The sequence below is a fragment of the Arcobacter peruensis genome (assembly GCF_003711085.1).
Classification (GTDB): domain Bacteria; phylum Campylobacterota; class Campylobacteria; order Campylobacterales; family Arcobacteraceae; genus Poseidonibacter; species Poseidonibacter parvus.
Genome location: NZ_CP032363.1, coordinates 463595 through 481149, shown reverse-complemented (window position 1 = coordinate 481149; position 17555 = coordinate 463595). Strand labels below are relative to the sequence as shown.

Genomic DNA, 17555 nt, shown 5'->3' with positions numbered 1-17555 from the left:
CTAATTCCTAATTCCCACAGTTGATTTCTCTAATTTTGTTTAATTTATCAAATACAATTTCAATATTTGTTTCAATATTTCTTGTAACTGCAAATATTTGTCCATTATCATAATCTTGTGCATATAAATCTACCGTATCTTGAACCATAGTATGTACTCTACTATGTGCTACTAATAACTCTTCCCATTCTTTAGTTTTTGCAAACTCACTATTTGAATTTGCATCAATCCATTTACCAAGATTACACTCATGATGATTTTTAACTTTGAAAGTATGTCCAGATTTACATTCAGCAAAGTTAACATTTTTAAATGAAATATGATCTGATTTTAATTTATTTATATCAAAAATCATATCTGTGTCACAAATTCTTTTTTTTGCTTCTTTATCAAATGATGTTTTATTTACAGCACTTTGTAATTGAACAGCTAAAGATGTTGTAACATCTGCCATTTCATTAATAGTTGAAGCTAAAGATGCATTTTGTTGTGTTGCTTGATCTAATGAATTAACTGTATCGTTTATTTGTGACATTGCAAGTTGTTGTTCTTTTGAAGCTGTTGCAACATCTTCAATAAGCTCTATTGTAGTTCCAATATTTTCATTTAACTCATTGTAGCCACTAATCATTTTAGTAGTAATTTCTTTTCCATCTTTTGCTTTTGATGTTGCACTTTCAACTAAATCTTTTATTTCTTTTGCCGCTTCTGCACTTCTACTTGCAAGATTTCGCACTTCTGCAGCAACAACTGCAAAACCTTTTCCTGCTTCTCCTGCAGTTGCTGCTTCAACTGCTGCATTTAAAGAAAGAATATTTGTTTGGAAAGCAATTTGATCAATTACTGAAATTGATTCATATATTGCATTTACTTCAACACTTAAGTGTTCCATTGATTCAGATGTTTTAAATGCTAAATCTTTTCCAACTTCATTTGATTTAGTTACATTTTGCGCATATTGAGCCATTTTTGTAGCACTTTGACTACTTTTATCAATAGTTGCAGAAATTTCTTCAATTGCTGCTGCTGTTTGCTCTAATGATGCAGCTTGAGCGTTTGATGAATCACTTAAACTTTTAGATGCATCAGATAATTCACTTGCACTATTTGTTAATTTATAATTTGATTCATCAATTAAACACATAACTTCATTAATAGTTGATTGAGTAACTTTTGTACCAGAAAATAATGATGCAATAGAACCTGTTAAACCTTCAATTTCTGGTATTGGCTTATCATATTTTGCGTTTGCTAAATCAACTAATACATTTGATAATTGAGTTAAATTTGACTGCATAGTACTAATCATATTATTGATTTCAATAACTAATGAATCAACTTCAACAGAATGAGCTTTTCCTTTAATTCTATCATTTAATAAACCTGTATTAACTTTTTCTATAACTATTCTAGTTTCATCAATAACAAGCTTATCTTGATTTAATCCTTCATCAATAGAATCTAAATATTCATTGAAACTTGTAACAACATCACCAATTTCATCTTTTGATTTTACTTCAATTCTTGATGAATCTAATGATGAATTATTTTTAATTTGATCAATTGAATCTTTTAAATTTAAAATAGGAGTTATAATATTTTTTTTCATATTTATTATAGAAATAATCATTGTCAATAATAAAGCAATAACTAAAATTGTTAAAGCAACCCAAATTATTGATGAAGCATTGTTTACAGCAACTTCTACTTTATGAATATTTCTTATAGTTACTGCAATACCAAGTTTTTTACCATTAAAATCTTTTATATCAATAAAAGAATAAAAATATTTATCATCAAGTAAATATTTATTTTTAATTAATTCATCAAAATTAATATTTCTTAAATCACTTAAAATTTCTTCATTAACAAACTTTTGTGAAATAATGTATTTGTTTAATTTCTTTTTTTCATCAACTTTTGCAACAGAGAGTGAACTATCCATAAGTAATAAAAAACCATCACCAATTTTATCAAAAGATTTTGCAACAGAATTAACACCTTGCATAAACTCTAGTGAACCTAAGTGATTATTTTCATTATCCATAATTGGAACAACAGACCTAATACTAAGTCCTGCTTCTCCAACTTCAAAAGTATTAACAGAATTTTTAGTATTATTTACTTTTACAACACTACTTCTAAATGAACTTAAATCGTCTCCAAACTTATCTCTTTTCCATGATCGTAGAAAAGATTTATTGTCTTTTGTATGAACGTGAACTTTAATATTATTAAATGGAGTATGCGCTTTCATATTTTTTGATAATGATTCTAATGCTTTTATAGATAATAATCTATCATTAAAAGATAAAGCATTTTTTATCATTCCATCATTTGCAATTGAGATAGCATTTGATATACCAACATCTAGCTTTGATCTAAGTTTTTCACTAGCTAAGTAGTTTAATTCAACACTTGTATCATTATAAACTTGCTGCTGTAAATCATTCTTATACTTATTTAAAATAAAATAACCAATAATCAACATAACTAATGTAACTATGATAGTTATCCATGCTGACTTTTTTGCAAGACTCATACTATTCATTTTGGTACCCTTTAATACATTTTTATTAATTCATTATAGTATTTTTATTATTAAAATAAGTTATACTAAATTATGAAAATAAAATAATAATAATTATATTTATAAATTGATTATACATATGATAATTAGATATCCTAAAGGATAAATAATTATCTATTATCATGTATTAGTTTAAAAAGTCATTCTAAGACCAGTAAAGTAGTAAGTCCCTACATTTGTGCCAATTTCTTCATCAACTTCTTTATTAAAAATATTATCAATACCAATGTAATACTCTATATTTTTATTGATTTGATATTGCGCACCTAAATCAACCAATGTATAGGCATTTGCTTCTTCAGTATTTGTTGAGTTTGTGAATTGCTTACCTATATATCTAAGCATTAAATTTGTATTAAATGCATCAGTGATTTTATAATTTGTATTAAATGAAGCAGAAATATCAGGTGTATAAGTTAACTCTTTTCCTGTACTTTCATCTTCTGTTTTCAAATATGTTGCATTTATTCCAAAATCGATATTTTTATTTAAGCTATAATCAAAAGAAACTTCAGCCCCTTTAATATCAACTTTATCAATGTTTTCTGATGTATAATATTTTGTAGAAGAGTTAGAGTCATTATATGAGACTAAATCAATTTTATCTTTTACTTTATTATTAAAGATTGTGAATGTAGATGAAAGGTTTTTATATTTATTTGATAATGATAGTTCAAACGTTTGAGACTGTTCAGGTTTTAAGTCATAAGCTTCTGTTTTAATAGTATTAATAACTTCAGCACCATATCTTTTTGCTCCCTTATAATACATAGAATTAACATAAAGTTCAGCAATATCAGGTGTTCTGTATCCTTGTGCATAATTCGCTCTAATACTAGTATTATCCGTTAAATTTTTAACAAGTCCTGCTTGAAGAGTGATTTTATTATCAGCATTTGAAATATTGTCATATCTAGCACCAATAATTGCATTTAGCGTATCAGAAAACTCTATTTCATCTTGAATAAATAAAGATTTATATTTTACAATTTTTGTAACAAATTCACTTGATGATGCAATAGGATTGATTGCTCCCGAGTCTCTAGTTTCTTTTCTATATTCAAGACCTGTTGTAATAATATTTGAATCATTTAAAATATAAATTAAACCTGATTCTAAAGTATCAATAGTAACATTTGCACTAAATTTTGTATTTGTAGAACCATCAAATGTTAATGGATCTGTATAGTTTCTTTTTTTATAATATGATCTATATAGTTTTGTATTCATTGATAAATCATCATTTATAATATAGTTAAAATCACTTGAAACATCAATTCTTCTATTTTTATCTTCAGAATTTACAGGAGTGTTTGTGATTAGTCCACCAAGAGATGATGCTGCATTTCCTAAGTATTGTCCTTCTCTATTTTCTGTAAAATAGTTTAGATCAAACCCTGCATTAAAGTTATCAGTAAAATCATATTCTAATCTTGTTCCAATAGTTTTAACAGTTGATTCATCTTTATACGTTACATTATAGTTTCCAGAAGTATTATCTAAAGCATGTGAGTCTAAATCTGCTCCGGAACTTGGATTAATAGCTTGTTGTGTATATGATTTGTTTTCTGTATAAGGAGTTGTATCATCAATAGATGCATTGATTTTATATTTAAATTTACCTACACGTCCTCTATTTGTAAGGTTTGCATTTTTATTTATAGCCTCCCCATCACTATTTGAACCATATTTTAAATCTAATGTTGTAACATTTTTATCTATTTTTTTTGTGATAATATTAATTACACCACCAATAGCATCAGAACCATATAAAGTAGACATTGAACCTTTAACTATCTCAATTCTTTCAATCATTGAAGATGTTATTCTAGTCATTTCGTATGGACTTTCAGTTTCTCCTGATAATCTTTTACCATCAATTAAAATCAGTGTACCATTTGATCCCATACCTCTTAATGAAATAGAAGCTTTTGATGAAGAACTAGGGTGTGGGAACCTTCCATATTGTGCATTTATAGATGGTATTTTTTGTAAAATTTTATCTAATGTAGAAGCACCAGTTTTTTCTATATCTTTTTCTGTAATAACAACAACAGATGCAGTTACTCCATCGATAGATTTTTCAGTTTTAGTCGCAGTCGTAATTGTAATTTTATCTAAAGTACTTGCTTGTATAGTAGTGCTTGCTACTAGTCCTATAAGTGCAGTTGATAGTATTTTATTATGCATTATTTATCCTTATATATAGTTATTTACTCTCGTTTTTGAGAATGTATCATCTTTGAGATATTTAACTTTATTTATTTTTATGTTTTCTTCATTAACACATTTAATTATTATTGACTTTAATCCATCATTTTTATTACTTTGTTTTAAATATTTAGATTCAATTAAATCACAATAATCCTCTATATCTTTTTTTAGACCCTTGCTTTTAAATTTAGCTAAGACTTTTCTAAATTCATTTATATTCTCCTTATTAGCAAATTCTTTTATGATGTTAATTCTCGAATCAGATGATGATAATATCGTATCTAAAGCACAAACATTTTTATTTGTAAAAGCATCTTTGAAAACTGTATTTATGTTAATAAAAATCATTTTTGATCCTTTTTCTTTTGATTCTTTTTCATTGCATTCCATCTCTTTTGTAAATCATCCATATCAATAGTTTCGTTTTCTTTCATTGTTCACTCCTTAATTGATAACTATTATTAAAAAGAAATAATAACAATTTAATCTTAGAAAATTATTAATTTTGATAATCATTCTTAAAATTATAACGGAATTAAATTTTTAATTATTGATACAGATCATTTCTTTTTAAATTTAATTATGATAACAATTATCATCATTAAATATAATATTAAGATTTATTATAATAACATTCAAAAAAACAAAGGATTTAAAATGTTTAAAACACTAATTACAGTACTTGTACTACTTTCTTGCGTAAATATAAATGCACAAGATAAATTAAAAAAACTAGTATTAAGTGGTCCAGTAGCTTCTGTTTCTCATCCACTTATTCATATGGTTAAGACTGGCGCTTTAAATGATATTGCAGAAGTAGTTGAGTTTAAGTTATGGAAAAATCCAGATGAATTAAGAGCTTTAACTTTAAAAAATAGAGCTGATTTTATTGCAGTTCCGACAAACGTAGCTGCTAATCTTTATAATAGAGGTGTGAGAATAAAGCTCTTAAATGTTTCTGTTTGGGGAATATTAGGAATGATTACAAGAGATGAAACTCTTAAAACATTAGCAGACTTTAAAGGTAAAGAAATAGCAATGCCTTTTAGAGCTGATATGCCAGATATTATATTTGAAGAGCTTGTAAAAACACAAGGGATGGATCCTAAAAAAGATTTCAAATTAAAATATATGAGTAATCCTTTTGATGCAATGCAAAACTTAATTTTAAGACAAGTAGATCATGCATTACTAGCAGAACCAGCAATTTCTATTGCTTTAATGAAGACAGGTTCATTTCCTTTAAAACTTGTAGCACCTGATTTATATAGAAGCGTTGATCTACAAAAAGAATGGGGAAAAACTTTTAAAGTTGAGTCAAAAGTTCCACAAGCGGGAATGTCTGTTATTGGAGATATGATTTTAAATGAAAAAGCAATCAAAAGATTTAATGAAGAGTATGCAAAATCATTACAATGGTATAAAAACAATCCTAAAGAAGCTGCTAGCATTGTAGTAGAAGAAATACCAATGCTTGATGAAGCTGGAGTTGCCGAAAGTATTAAACATGTTCAGTTAAATACAGTAAGCGCAGAAGATTCAAAAGAAGACTTAGAATTCTTCTATAAATTATTAGAAAAAAACAATCCTAAAACAATTGGTGGTAAATTACCTAATGATGCTTTCTATTTCAGATAATAAGAATAAATATTGATATTAGTCAATGTGGAAAAATAAGACCTCTGATATTATTACAATAATGATTATCATTAATATAAAATTTGATACTAAGGATATTTAGTGAAGTTTTTACTAAAAATATTAAAAGATTTTCCTGCTTACCTTTGGAGCGGATGGGGTGCGATTGCATCTATTCTACTTTTTATTGCTTCATGGGATGTAGGAAATCAAATTTACGGGGATTTAATACTCCCCTCCCCTTTAGAAACTTTCCAAACACTAGGACTGATGCTTCAAGATAAATCAGTAATTGAAGAAATTAAAACTACTTTATATCGTTCTGCTGTTGGTTTTGGTTTTTCATTACTTGTAGGATCAATTTTAGGTCTTCTTGCTGGTTTCTTTGCGACTGCATCAATGATGAGTCGTCCTATTGTTACAATTTTAATGGGAATGCCTCCAATTGCATGGATTGTACTTGCAATGATTTGGTTTGGAATGGGAGATGAAACTGTAATTTTTACAGTTGTTATTGCATCTTTTCCAATCATATTTGTAGGAGCATTACAAGGAACAAGAACATTAGAAGGAGATTTAAAAGAGATGGCTGATAGTTTTAACTTGCCATGGCATATGAAGTTTATTGATGTTTATTTTCCTCATATTTTTTCTTATGTTTTTCCTGCATGGGTTAGTGGTCTTGGAATGGCTTGGAAGATAGTTGTTATGGCTGAATTACTTGCAACTTCAAATGGTATTGGAGCTTCTTTAGCAGTTGCTAGAAGTCAACTTGATACACCGACAGCTTTAGCACTTGTTTCTATTATGGTTGGTTCATTAATGTTTATTGAATACATCATATTAGAACCTATAAAAAGAGAGGTTGAATTATGGCGAGTTTAGAATGTTTAGAAGTAAAAAGATTAAATCATAGTTTTGGTTTTACTCAAATATTAAAAGATATAAACTTTTCAATAAAAAAAGGTGAGGTTTTATCAATAGTTGGGCCATCAGGTGGTGGAAAAACTACATTAATGCATTTATGTGCAAATCTTATTGATGTTCAAGAAGGAAGTGTAGAAAACACTTTTACTAGTTCATCTTTTGCTTTTCAAGAAGCAAGATTACTTCCATGGAAAAATGTTATTGATAATATAGCTATTGGTTTATTAGCAAAAGGTATCAAAAATAAAGTTGCTAAAAAAATGTCAGAAGAAATAGCACTAAAATTTGGATTAGAAAAAGATGATTTTGATAAATTTCCAAAAGATTTAAGTGGAGGAATGAAACAAAGAGTTTCTTTTGCAAGAGCTTTAGTTGTAAATCCATCTTTATTATTTCTTGATGAACCCTTCTCTGCTTTAGATATTGGTTTAAAAATGGAGTTACAAACATACTTAATTCAAATGGTTAAAGAAAAGAACCTTACTATTTTATTTATTACTCATGATTTAATGGAAGCGATTAGATTAAGCGACAAGATACATTTATTACAAGCTGACCCTGGTCATATAATAAAAGAGTTTGAATATGACTTATCGCAAGAAAAAAGAGATGATAAATTTGTTTATAATGAAACAGCAAAGATATTGCAAGATGAAACTATTATAAATACATTTGAATTACAAACAATAGGATTTAAATAATGGAAAATGAATTAAAAAATAATACCCAAGAACAGCCATTGCACGCAACAAATCATTATATGTACTACCCCGATGAAAAAGATGTTCCTCCTTATTTAGCCTATGGATTTAGACCAGTATTTTTACTACTAGCACCTTACCTTGTTATTTCAATGATATTATGGGGATTAGTTTGGAATGGTGTTTTATCAATTCCTTTTATGGATGCTTCTTTAACTTGGCATATTTATGAAATGTTATTTGGAATATTAACAGCTGGAGTTATGGCATTTTTAACGACTGGTCTTCCTGAACTTTTTCCAGGAATGATTCCCTTTGTTGGACAAAGACTAAAATATATAGTTGCTTTATGGGTTTTAGGACGTGTTAGTTTTTGGACTATTGATATAACAGGAATATGGCTTACAGCTATTTTAAATATTTCAATGCTTATATGGTTATTATGGTTTGCAAAAGATGTAGTTCTTGATAAACTTCAAAGACATGCCAGTTTAGGTTATAGTCTTATTAGTATACTAGCTATTGAAATATGGTTTTTCTCTTCAAAATTAGGATTTGTAAGTATTGAAGGAATAAGTATTTTAAAAGTTGCAACAGGCGCAATTGTTATTTTAATACTACTAGCACTTAGAAGAGTTAATATGGAAGCAGTAAACGAACTAATGGAAGATAAAGGCATTGATGATATTTATATATCAAGACCACCTCTTACAAATCTTGCAATATTTTGTATAGCTTTATTTACTACTATAGAGTTCTTATATCCAGAGAATAGTGCTTTAGGTTGGTTAGGACTTGCTACTGCTACGTCTATTTTAGCACTTACTAGTGATTATATTTTAAAAGATAAATTTATTTTGAATCAACCTTATGTAATATATCTAGCACTAATTCCTCTTATGCTTAGTCTTGGTTATGCACTTATGGGTTGGGATATATTAAATGACAATATATATGGAATAAATCACTTTAGACACTTTATTACAAGTGGAGGTATTGGTTTATCTTATTTAATTGTAATGATGATTATTGGTTTTGTGCATACAGGAAGACATTTAACTTCAAATATTTATACTCATATTATGATTTTATTAATTGTTATTGCAACTCTTATGAGAGCTTTGATTCCATTTTTTGAAAACTATATACAAGAATTATATATGTACTCATCAATTCTATGGGCGATTCCTTTTGTAATATACATAAAAGTATTTTATAACTTTTTATTAACTCCTAGAGCTGATGGTATAAAAGGATAAAAAAAGATTAGTATAAATGAAAATTTATACTAATCTTTAGAGATATCTTATTCGTAAATGTAAACGATATCTGCTTTATTAACATCAAGTTTTAAATCCTTATCTTTTTGTATCTTTTCATTTGAAATAGTTACAAAAGGAAGATTACTTAATCTTGCAAATCTTAAAGGAATACCTAAATTTTGTTCAACATGCATAGCACCTGCAAATACAATAAGTTTGTCTTTTGGGTTTTTGATTACTTTTTTAGCTATTTTTGCTAGATTTTGTGCCATATAGGTATCCCATGTCACTTGAACTCTATACATTCTTTCTTCACATGGTTCAGGATTATCTGAAGGAGGCATTTTATTACAATGTTTTAAATATGGCATTACTAATTGATTATGAGCACTAACATTTAAATCTAAATTATTGTAAAACTCTTTTTCTTCTTTACTCATTTTATCAAAAAGTTTTAAAGATATTTTTTCTCTTTGTTCTTTGGATATGTTGATACCATAAAGTTTCCCATTGTTTTTCTTTATAGCTTCATATAAGGGTTCTACATATTTCCATTTATATACTGTAAATTCATCCCATTTTCTTTTTTCTTTTAAGGTCTTACTATCAACTTTTCCATCTGTAAAGTCTTTTAACAACTTATCATGTTGTGGTGTAAACCATTCATTTGCTAAAAATAAATTTGTACCATTTTTATCTAATTCTTTTAAAAGATTTTCAAAAAACTTATGTGTTTTTTCAGTATTGTGATGATCACCAACAAAGATTATTGGATAATATTCTATTTCTTTTACAAGCTGTTTCATATTTATATCTTTTGCTTGTTTTATAGAATAAATTCCTTCTTTTTTTTCTAGATTATGTGTTAATAAGAGTTCTTTGTTTGTACAACCTGAAAATATATAAATGACAGTTATAAATATTAATAAAATTTTTAACATATTTTTACCTTTTGATTTTATGTAATATTTTAACACTAAGAATGTATATGAAGAAGATGTAATAAAATTACATCTTCTTTTTAATTATAATAATTTAATATTATTATCCCATTGGATATAAAATATCAGCTTGAATTCTTTCAATTTTACTCATTAACTCATTATCAATATTAAATTTAAAAGCTTCTAGGGATTCATCTAATTGAGACAATTCTCTAGCACCTATAATTGTAGAAGCTACAAAATCAAAATGTTTTGAATAAGCAACTGCTAAAGTAACAGGAGAAATACCATACTCTTTTGATAATTGCACATATCTACTTGTAGCTTCTAATGTTTTAGGATTAACAAATCTTGTAGCTTGTGCTTGAACTCTTGGATTTGGATTATTTACATAAGCTGAAAACCTTGCATTTTCTGGATAAAAGTTATTACTATATTTTCCTGATAAAACGCCCCCACCTATTGGTGAATATGGAAGAAGCGAAATGTTTTCATTTTTACATACAGTAGAAAGTTCATCTAGAAATCTAGGATTTAATAGTGAAAAATTATTTTGAATAGATTGAAACCTTGATAAGTTTTTATTTTTAGCCGTTTCATTCGCTTTTGTAAGTCCATAAGCAGAATCATTTGAAGTTCCTAAGTATCTTACTTTTCCTTCTTTTACTAAATCATCAAAAGCTCTTAAACTCTCTTCAATAGGTACAATTGGGTCTGGCCAATGCATTTGATAAAGATCTAAATAATCAGTGTCAAGTCTTTTTAAACTTCCTTCAATTGCTTTTTTAATATGAAAAGAATCAATAGCTGTAAGCCCATGTCTTTGAGGTGGAACAAACCAACCTGCAGCTGCTCCACTTACTTTTGAAGCTAAGATTATAGAATCTCTTTCTTTAGTCTTTAACCACTCCCCTACCCATTCTTCTGTATCTCCAGCAGTTGCTTTTTTAGGAGGTACGGGGTAAAGCTCAGCTGTATCATAAAAATTTATTCCATTATCATATGCTTTATCCATTATCTTAAAAGCTTCTTTCTTAGATGTAGTAGAACCAAAAGTCATAGTTCCCATACAAATTGAAGAAACTCTAAGTCCACTATTTCCTATGTATCTAAAATCCATAATATTTCCTTCATATTTTTAATAAGTGATTATAACTATATAAAAAGTTTATTTCAATTAATTTTTTATTGAATTTAAAATTGTTTCAACATTACATTTTGTAGAATTATCACAATCTTTAAACTCATGACTTAAAGACATAACTAAATTTCCTAAAATACTTGAAATGATTTCAATAGATATCTCTTCTGTATTGCAATCTTTAAACTCTTTAGTTTGTATTCCTTTTTTTAAATGATAATTTATAAGATTTAAAACCTGTTCATTAAAACCATGTAATTTTTTTACTTCATCATTCTTTTTATTAAATGTTAATCTTAAAAATTCAATTAAAACATAAGTAAATTTTTCATCTTTTTCTTTCGATTTAAAAAGGTATTTAACAATAAAGAGAATCTTCTCTCTATTGCTTTTAAAATCATCAACTTTTTCATTGATTTGATTATGAACATTATTGAAATAATCTTTTATATATTCATTAATTACATCATCTTTATTTTTAAAATATTCATAAAAAGTCCCCTTGCCAATATTCGCTAGATATGTAATTTCAGAAATTGTTGTTTCACTTATACCTTTAGAATAAAATAAATCTGAAGCTATTTTCATAATTTCATTTTTTCTTATTTTCTTTAAATTATTCTTATCCTCATTCATAATATCAACTTTCTTTGTCTTCTAATAATCTTTTTTTTTCCATTTTTTCATCACTATTTGTAAGTTTTTCAACTACATAATAAAACATTGGAATAAAAATAATTGCTATAAATGTAGCTGCTAACATACCCCCAATAACACCTGTACCAATAGAGTGTCTACTAGCTGCACCTGCTCCTTGAGATATTGCTAAAGGAACAACTCCAATTGTAAATGCTAATGAAGTCATAATAATAGGTCTTAATCTTAATTTTGCAGCTTCAACTGCTGCATCAACTAATTTCATTCCTTCTTTTCTTTTGTGTAATGCAAACTCAACGATTAAAATTGCATTTTTTGCACTAAGTCCAATAAGTACCAATAATCCAACTTGGAAATAAATATCATTAGATAATTCTCTCCAAACTGTAGCTTCAATAGAACCTAATACTGCGAACGGAACAGCAAATACAATAGCAATTGGTAAGAACCATCTTTCATATAAAGCTGAAAGAACTAAATATAAGAAAATAATACCTGCTATAAATGCTAAACTACTATTAGTTGATAACTCTTTTTCTTGATAAGCAGTTCCTGTCCATGCAATAGAATAATCACTAGGAAGAATTTCTTTAGAAATTTTTTCAATTACATTTAATGCTTCACTTGAGCTAACTCCAACAGAAGGAGAACCTGAGATTTTAGCTGATTGGAACATATTCATTCTAGTAATAATATCAGTCCCTGTTGTTTTCTTAATTGCTACAAATGATGTAATAGGTAATAATTCTCCATTACTTCCTCTAACAAAAATCTTATTTAAATTTTCTGGGTTTTCTCTATATTTTTGAAGTGACTCAATAACAACATTATAATTTTTACCATTTAATGTAAAATCATTCACATACTTGTCTGCTAAACTTGCATTTAAAGCTGTAAAAATATCACTTGTTGTAACACCTTTTGAGAATGCTTTTTGATAATCTACTTCCATTTTGTATTTTGGAGTATTAACATTAAGTGTAGTTCTAACTCCTGTTAAACTTGGATTAGCATTTGCTTTTTTTACAATTTCACTTACATATTTGTTTAATTCTAAAATATCTGTACTATTTCTAGCTTGTACATACATATCAAAACCACCTGTCATAGACATACCTGGAATTGGAGAAGGAACAACACCGAAACTAAATCCTTCACTTGTAGTTTGCATTAATTGACCTGTAAACTTTTTAGCTAAAAATGGAGTTTGTTGATCAGGATTTAATCTTTGACTCCAATCTTTCATATCAACAAATGTAATCATTGCATTTGTTCTATTTGTAAATGTACCAAAATCCATACCAGGAATTTGGAATACTTGTTCAACATTTGGGTTTTGTGTAACAGTATCATAAATTTGACCTGCAAGTTTTTCTGTTCTTGTTAATGAAGAACCTGGAGGATTATAAGAAAGAATAAATACATTTCCTTGATCTTCTGTTGGAACTAATGATGTATTCATTTTTCCATATTCCGAATATGTAACATAAACTATAGCTGCATAAATAACTAAAAATACAACTGATAATTTAATTACAAATTTAACTAATTTTGCATATCCATTAGATAAAGATTCAAACATTCTATTAAACCATCTAAAGAAAAAGTTTGGCTCACCATGGTTTGGTTTTAATAGTAAAGTACAAAGTGCTGGTGTTAATGTTAATGCAACAAAACCTGAAATTGCAACAGAAATTGCAATAGTAACAGCAAATTGTTTATACATTACACCTGAAAGTCCGCCAAGAAAAGCTACAGGTAAAAATACAGCAGATAAAACTAAAACAATTGCGACTAAGGCACCTGAAACTTCTTGCATAGCTTTCATTGTTGCATCTTTTGGACTCATACCATCAGACATATGTTTTTCAACATTTTCAATAACAATAATAGCATCATCAACAACAATACCAATGGCTAAAACTAATCCAAATAATGTAAGAAGATTTATACTATAACCAAGTGCATACATACCAGCAAATGCCCCAACAATCGAAATAGGAACAGCTAAAATTGGAATTAGTGTAGCTCTCCAGTTTTGTAAGAATATATAAATAATTAACATAACTAAAATCATAGCTTCAATAAATGTATTAACAACTTCATTGATAGAAATTTTAATAAATGATAATGTTTCATAAGGAACTTTATAGGCAACTCCATCAGGGAAAATCTTCTCAATTTCACTAATTTTTGTATTAATTGCAGCATCAGTATCTAAAGCATTTGCCCCTGATTGTAAGAAAATACCAAAAGGAATTGCATTTTTACCATTATATAAAGGCTTTCTTGAATAAGACGCAGCACCAAGTTCAACTGTTGATACGTCTTTTAATAATACATTTCTTCCTCTTTCATCAGACTTTAAAATAATATTTGCAAATTGTTCCGCATTTTCAAATCTATTAGGCGTTTGTAATGTATATGTAAACATTTGCTTACTCGCAGTTGGTTCTTGACCAAATTTACCAGCAGCATATTGTTCATTTTGATCTTTGATTTTTGTAATTACTTCAGCAGCAGTTAAATTGAAACTAACTAATTTATCAGGATCAATCCAAACTCTCATAGCATATTCTTTTTCACCAAAAATAACTACATCACCAACACCTTTAATACGTTTAAGTTCATCAACTATATTGTTTTTTGCATAATTTGATAAAAACAAAGTATCTTTAGAATTATCAGGAGAAATTAATGCATAAACTTTTAGCATACTTGCTGATCTTTCACGAACATTTAATCCTTGACTTTGAACAACTGTTGGCATTGTAGAAAGAACTGTTTGTACTCTATTATTTACATTTACTTTTGCATCTTGCTTATCTGTTCCTACTTCAAAGAAAATACTAATAGAAGCTGTTCCATCATCTGATGTTGTTGATTCCATATAAATCATATTTTCAACACCATTTAAGCTTTCTTCTAATGGTGCAACAACTGTTTGTGCAATAGTTTGAGCACTAGCTCCAGCATATGTAGTAGATACAATAATTTGAGGAGGCGATACTTGAGGGTATTGCTCAACTGGCAAGTTTTTAATTGCCAAAAGTCCAGTAAGAAATATGATAATTGAAATTACCGATGTAAATACTGGATTTTTTATAAAATAAGTTGAAATCATTTTATTTTTTTCCTTCTACTATTTGTACCTTTGAATTTGGTCTAAGCTTTGCAATATTACTTAATACAATTTTCTCTCCACTTTTTAAACCACTACTAATAACAACACCTGTTTGAGTATTTTCACCTGTTAATACAACTGGTCTAATTTGAACTGTAGATTTATCATCAATTACATATACAACTGAAGCACCCCCATTTTGCATAATTGCAATTTCTGGAATACTAATTACACCTGGGATAGCTATATTTTCTACATTAATATTTGTAAACTGTCCTACAATAACTTTATTATCTTTATTAGGAAACTCTGTTCTTAATAAAAGTGTATCTGTTGAAGAATCTAATATAGGAGAAATATATTTTAAAGTTCCACCTACAATACATTCATTTTGACAATTCATAGAAAACTTTACTTCTTTTGATTTTATATGACTTAAGTATTTACCTAAATCAGTTTGAGGTAATGAGAATTCAACGTAAACAGGATCAACTTTTGTAATAGTTGTTAATACAGTATTTGCATTTACATAGTTACCAACATTTAATAAAGTAGTAGAAATAATACCATCCATTGGCGCTTTAATTTGTGTATAACCATATTGAATTTTTGCATTTGTTAATGCAGCTTCAGCATTTTTTGTATTTGCTAATGCATTTTGATAGTTGTAATAATATTCATCTTTTTGAGATGCACTAATTGACTTTTGCTCATATAATTTTTTATATCTTTTCCAATCATTTGTAGCTTTTACTAATAATGATTTTGCGCTATTTAAAGCAGCTCGTGATGAATCAATATTTGCTTGATATGTTCTTTGTTCAATTTTATATAATTTTTGACCTTTCTTTACAAAAGAACCCTCTTCAAAGTATCTATTTTGAAGTGCACCTGAAACTCTTGCAATTATATTAACGCTCTTTTCTGCTTTAATAGTCGCTGGATATTTTTTACTAATTGTTACAACATCATTTGTAACAGTAAAGGCTTCTACCTTAACACTTGGTGCTTCTTTATTGGCTGCAAACACAAATGTGCTTGTTAATAATACTAAACTTGCTAATAATTTTTTCATTTTACGTACTCCCATACATTTTTACCTTTTTGATACATTAAGTTAGCTTTTCTAACTTCAAAATTATTTTCTGCTAAACTAAGTGAACTTTGAGCATTTGATTTATCACTTAATGCTTCTAAATAACTTACATTATCTACTAAACCATTTTCATATTTATTTTTTACTACATCATATGTACTTGATGCAGCTCTTACTGCTGCTTGTGCTGATTTAATTTTAAGCTTTGCAATATCAAAAGATTTTTTTGCTAAATTTAAATCTACACTTGCTTTGTTTTTTTCATATTCAAGTTTTGATTTTGAACTTAAGAAAGATTTGTGAGAAGCCTCATAAGCAGCTTTTGTTGAACCAAAATCAAATAATTTCCAAGTAAGATTTACTGAGAAAATATTTTGTCTATCAATATTACTAGCACTTGTTTCATATGTTGAACTATTATAATTATTATCATAATATGTAAACTTATTATCCAATGTAATTTGTGGATTATCCTCTGTTTTAACACTTTTAGCATCTATAAATTTTGTTTGAACACTGTGTTCTAAAGATTTTATATCATTTCTTTGTTCATTTTCATCATTTATTACATCTATATATGATCCAACGTCAATATTAACTCTTTGTCCTGTTATATATTCTAGTTCATGTAAAACTGTTTGAATATTTAAATCTAATTCATGAAGTTCAACTTTTGCACTTTCTAAAGTTGATAGAATTCTATCAAGTTCATCAATTGTAGTAGTACCAACAGCTAGGAACTTACTTAATCTTTTATGCTGAGCATTTAATTGTTCTATTTCTTTTAACTTTGCATCTTTTTGAGAAACATATGTTAAATAATTGAAGTAATGTTCTATAACATCTAATGATACTTCATTTTTTAATGTTGACAAATCTTCTTTAGAAGCTTTTATTTGTGACTCATAAGATTTATAAGTTAAATCTTTTTTTCCACCATCATATAAACTATAAGATAAGTCTACATATGCATTTAATGAATTATTTGCATAAGATGCAGTCTCATGAGAGACATCAGTATATGCTCCACCTATACTTAATTCTGGCAAATAGCCTTTCTTTACGCTTTTATACTCTTCTTGAATTGATTCTACACTTTTTTGTGTTGACATAATATTTTTATTTTTTAATGACATTTCTATTAAATCATTTAAACTTTCTGAGAAAAGTAAGATAGGTAAAGTTAATCCTATTACAACTTTTTTTATCATTTTAAATCCTTATTAATTACCTTCCTAGGAATTTAACATCTTCAAACTTA

13 protein-coding genes are annotated in these 17555 nt (G+C 27.5%); 4 read left to right on the top strand and 9 right to left on the bottom strand.

Annotated features, from left to right (window positions below; all coding sequences use genetic code 11):
* Nucleotides 1–7: 7 nt before the first annotated feature.
* The 3 genes from D3Z07_RS02410 to D3Z07_RS02400 all read right to left on the bottom strand — a co-directional run bounded on the left by D3Z07_RS02410 (nt 8) and on the right by D3Z07_RS02400 (nt 5152).
* Nucleotides 8–2551 (bottom strand): methyl-accepting chemotaxis protein, encoded by a 2544-nt coding sequence (locus D3Z07_RS02410; protein WP_122892987.1) that lies wholly within the window; start codon nt 2549–2551, stop codon nt 8–10.
* Between the two features lie 171 nt (nt 2552–2722).
* A complete protein-coding gene (locus tag D3Z07_RS02405) occupies nt 2723–4780 on the bottom strand; it encodes a TonB-dependent receptor plug domain-containing protein (protein WP_122892986.1) in 2058 nt (685 codons plus the stop codon).
* A gap of 9 nt (nt 4781–4789) precedes the next feature.
* Nucleotides 4790–5152: a hypothetical protein gene (locus D3Z07_RS02400; RefSeq protein WP_122892985.1), complete on the bottom strand. Its 363-nt coding sequence runs from the start codon at nt 5150–5152 to the stop codon at nt 4790–4792.
* A gap of 309 nt (nt 5153–5461) precedes the next feature.
* Here D3Z07_RS02400 and D3Z07_RS02395 point away from each other — a divergent pair, with 309 nt between their 5' ends.
* The 4 genes from D3Z07_RS02395 to D3Z07_RS02380 all read left to right on the top strand — a co-directional run bounded on the left by D3Z07_RS02395 (nt 5462) and on the right by D3Z07_RS02380 (nt 9329).
* Entirely contained in the window at nt 5462–6442 is a 981-nt protein-coding gene (locus D3Z07_RS02395) for an ABC transporter substrate-binding protein (protein ID WP_122892984.1), read from the top strand.
* 102 nt (nt 6443–6544) lie between these two features.
* Nucleotides 6545–7327 carry an ABC transporter permease gene (locus D3Z07_RS02390; protein ID WP_076086714.1) on the top strand — a complete coding sequence of 261 codons (783 nt, stop codon included), beginning with the start codon at nt 6545–6547 and terminating at the stop codon, nt 7325–7327.
* Nucleotides 7315–8070: an ATP-binding cassette domain-containing protein gene (locus D3Z07_RS02385; protein ID WP_122892983.1), complete on the top strand. Its 756-nt coding sequence runs from the start codon at nt 7315–7317 to the stop codon at nt 8068–8070. Before D3Z07_RS02390 ends, D3Z07_RS02385 begins: the two co-directional genes overlap by 13 nt.
* The gene (locus tag D3Z07_RS02380) at nt 8070–9329 is read left to right on the top strand and encodes an NnrS family protein (RefSeq protein ID WP_122892982.1); all 1260 of its coding nucleotides are present in this window, start codon (nt 8070–8072) and stop codon (nt 9327–9329) included. The genes D3Z07_RS02385 and D3Z07_RS02380 overlap by 1 nt, the downstream gene beginning before the upstream one ends.
* Before the next feature lie 47 nt (nt 9330–9376).
* Here the strand turns inward: D3Z07_RS02380 and D3Z07_RS02375 are convergent, their stop codons facing one another.
* The 6 genes from D3Z07_RS02375 to D3Z07_RS02350 all read right to left on the bottom strand — a co-directional run bounded on the left by D3Z07_RS02375 (nt 9377) and on the right by D3Z07_RS02350 (nt 17505).
* Complete coding sequence (locus D3Z07_RS02375; RefSeq protein WP_122892981.1) at nt 9377–10273, bottom strand: ChaN family lipoprotein; 897 nt, start codon at nt 10271–10273, stop codon at nt 9377–9379.
* Nucleotides 10274–10376: 103 nt separating this feature from the next.
* Nucleotides 10377–11396: an aldo/keto reductase gene (locus D3Z07_RS02370; RefSeq protein ID WP_076086726.1), complete on the bottom strand. Its 1020-nt coding sequence runs from the start codon at nt 11394–11396 to the stop codon at nt 10377–10379.
* A 57-nt stretch (nt 11397–11453) separates the two neighbouring features.
* Nucleotides 11454–12053, bottom strand: a complete 600-nt coding sequence (locus D3Z07_RS02365) for a TetR/AcrR family transcriptional regulator (protein ID WP_122892980.1) — start codon at nt 12051–12053, stop codon at nt 11454–11456.
* Between the two features lie 4 nt (nt 12054–12057).
* Nucleotides 12058–15198: an efflux RND transporter permease subunit gene (locus D3Z07_RS02360; protein ID WP_122892979.1), complete on the bottom strand. Its 3141-nt coding sequence runs from the start codon at nt 15196–15198 to the stop codon at nt 12058–12060.
* 1 nt (nt 15199) lies between these two features.
* The gene (locus tag D3Z07_RS02355; protein ID WP_164707185.1) at nt 15200–16273 is read right to left on the bottom strand and encodes an efflux RND transporter periplasmic adaptor subunit; all 1074 of its coding nucleotides are present in this window, start codon (nt 16271–16273) and stop codon (nt 15200–15202) included.
* Nucleotides 16270–17505, bottom strand: coding sequence for a TolC family protein (locus tag D3Z07_RS02350; RefSeq protein WP_122892978.1), 1236 nt, complete (start codon nt 17503–17505; stop codon nt 16270–16272). Before D3Z07_RS02350 ends, D3Z07_RS02355 begins: the two co-directional genes overlap by 4 nt.
* Nucleotides 17506–17555 lie beyond the last annotated feature (50 nt).

Excerpts from the sequence above, each read along its gene's own strand:
- D3Z07_RS02405 (WP_122892986.1), bottom strand. The coding sequence starts at position 4,780 with ATGCATAATAAAATACTATCAACTGCACTTATAGGACTAGTAGCAAGC.
- D3Z07_RS02370 (WP_076086726.1), bottom strand. The coding sequence starts at position 11,396 with ATGGATTTTAGATACATAGGAAATAGTGGACTTAGAGTTTCTTCAATT.
- D3Z07_RS02350 (WP_122892978.1), bottom strand. The coding sequence starts at position 17,505 with ATGATAAAAAAAGTTGTAATAGGATTAACTTTACCTATCTTACTTTTC.
- D3Z07_RS02385 (WP_122892983.1), top strand. The coding sequence starts at position 7,315 with ATGGCGAGTTTAGAATGTTTAGAAGTAAAAAGATTAAATCATAGTTTT.
- D3Z07_RS02395 (WP_122892984.1), top strand. The coding sequence starts at position 5,462 with ATGTTTAAAACACTAATTACAGTACTTGTACTACTTTCTTGCGTAAAT.
- D3Z07_RS02375 (WP_122892981.1), bottom strand. The coding sequence starts at position 10,273 with ATGTTAAAAATTTTATTAATATTTATAACTGTCATTTATATATTTTCA.
- D3Z07_RS02355 (WP_164707185.1), bottom strand. The coding sequence starts at position 16,273 with ATGAAAAAATTATTAGCAAGTTTAGTATTATTAACAAGCACATTTGTG.
- D3Z07_RS02360 (WP_122892979.1), bottom strand. The coding sequence starts at position 15,198 with ATGATTTCAACTTATTTTATAAAAAATCCAGTATTTACATCGGTAATT.
- D3Z07_RS02380 (WP_122892982.1), top strand. The coding sequence starts at position 8,070 with ATGGAAAATGAATTAAAAAATAATACCCAAGAACAGCCATTGCACGCA.
- D3Z07_RS02400 (WP_122892985.1), bottom strand. The coding sequence starts at position 5,152 with ATGATTTTTATTAACATAAATACAGTTTTCAAAGATGCTTTTACAAAT.
- D3Z07_RS02410 (WP_122892987.1), bottom strand. The coding sequence starts at position 2,551 with ATGAATAGTATGAGTCTTGCAAAAAAGTCAGCATGGATAACTATCATA.
- D3Z07_RS02365 (WP_122892980.1), bottom strand. The coding sequence starts at position 12,053 with ATGAATGAGGATAAGAATAATTTAAAGAAAATAAGAAAAAATGAAATT.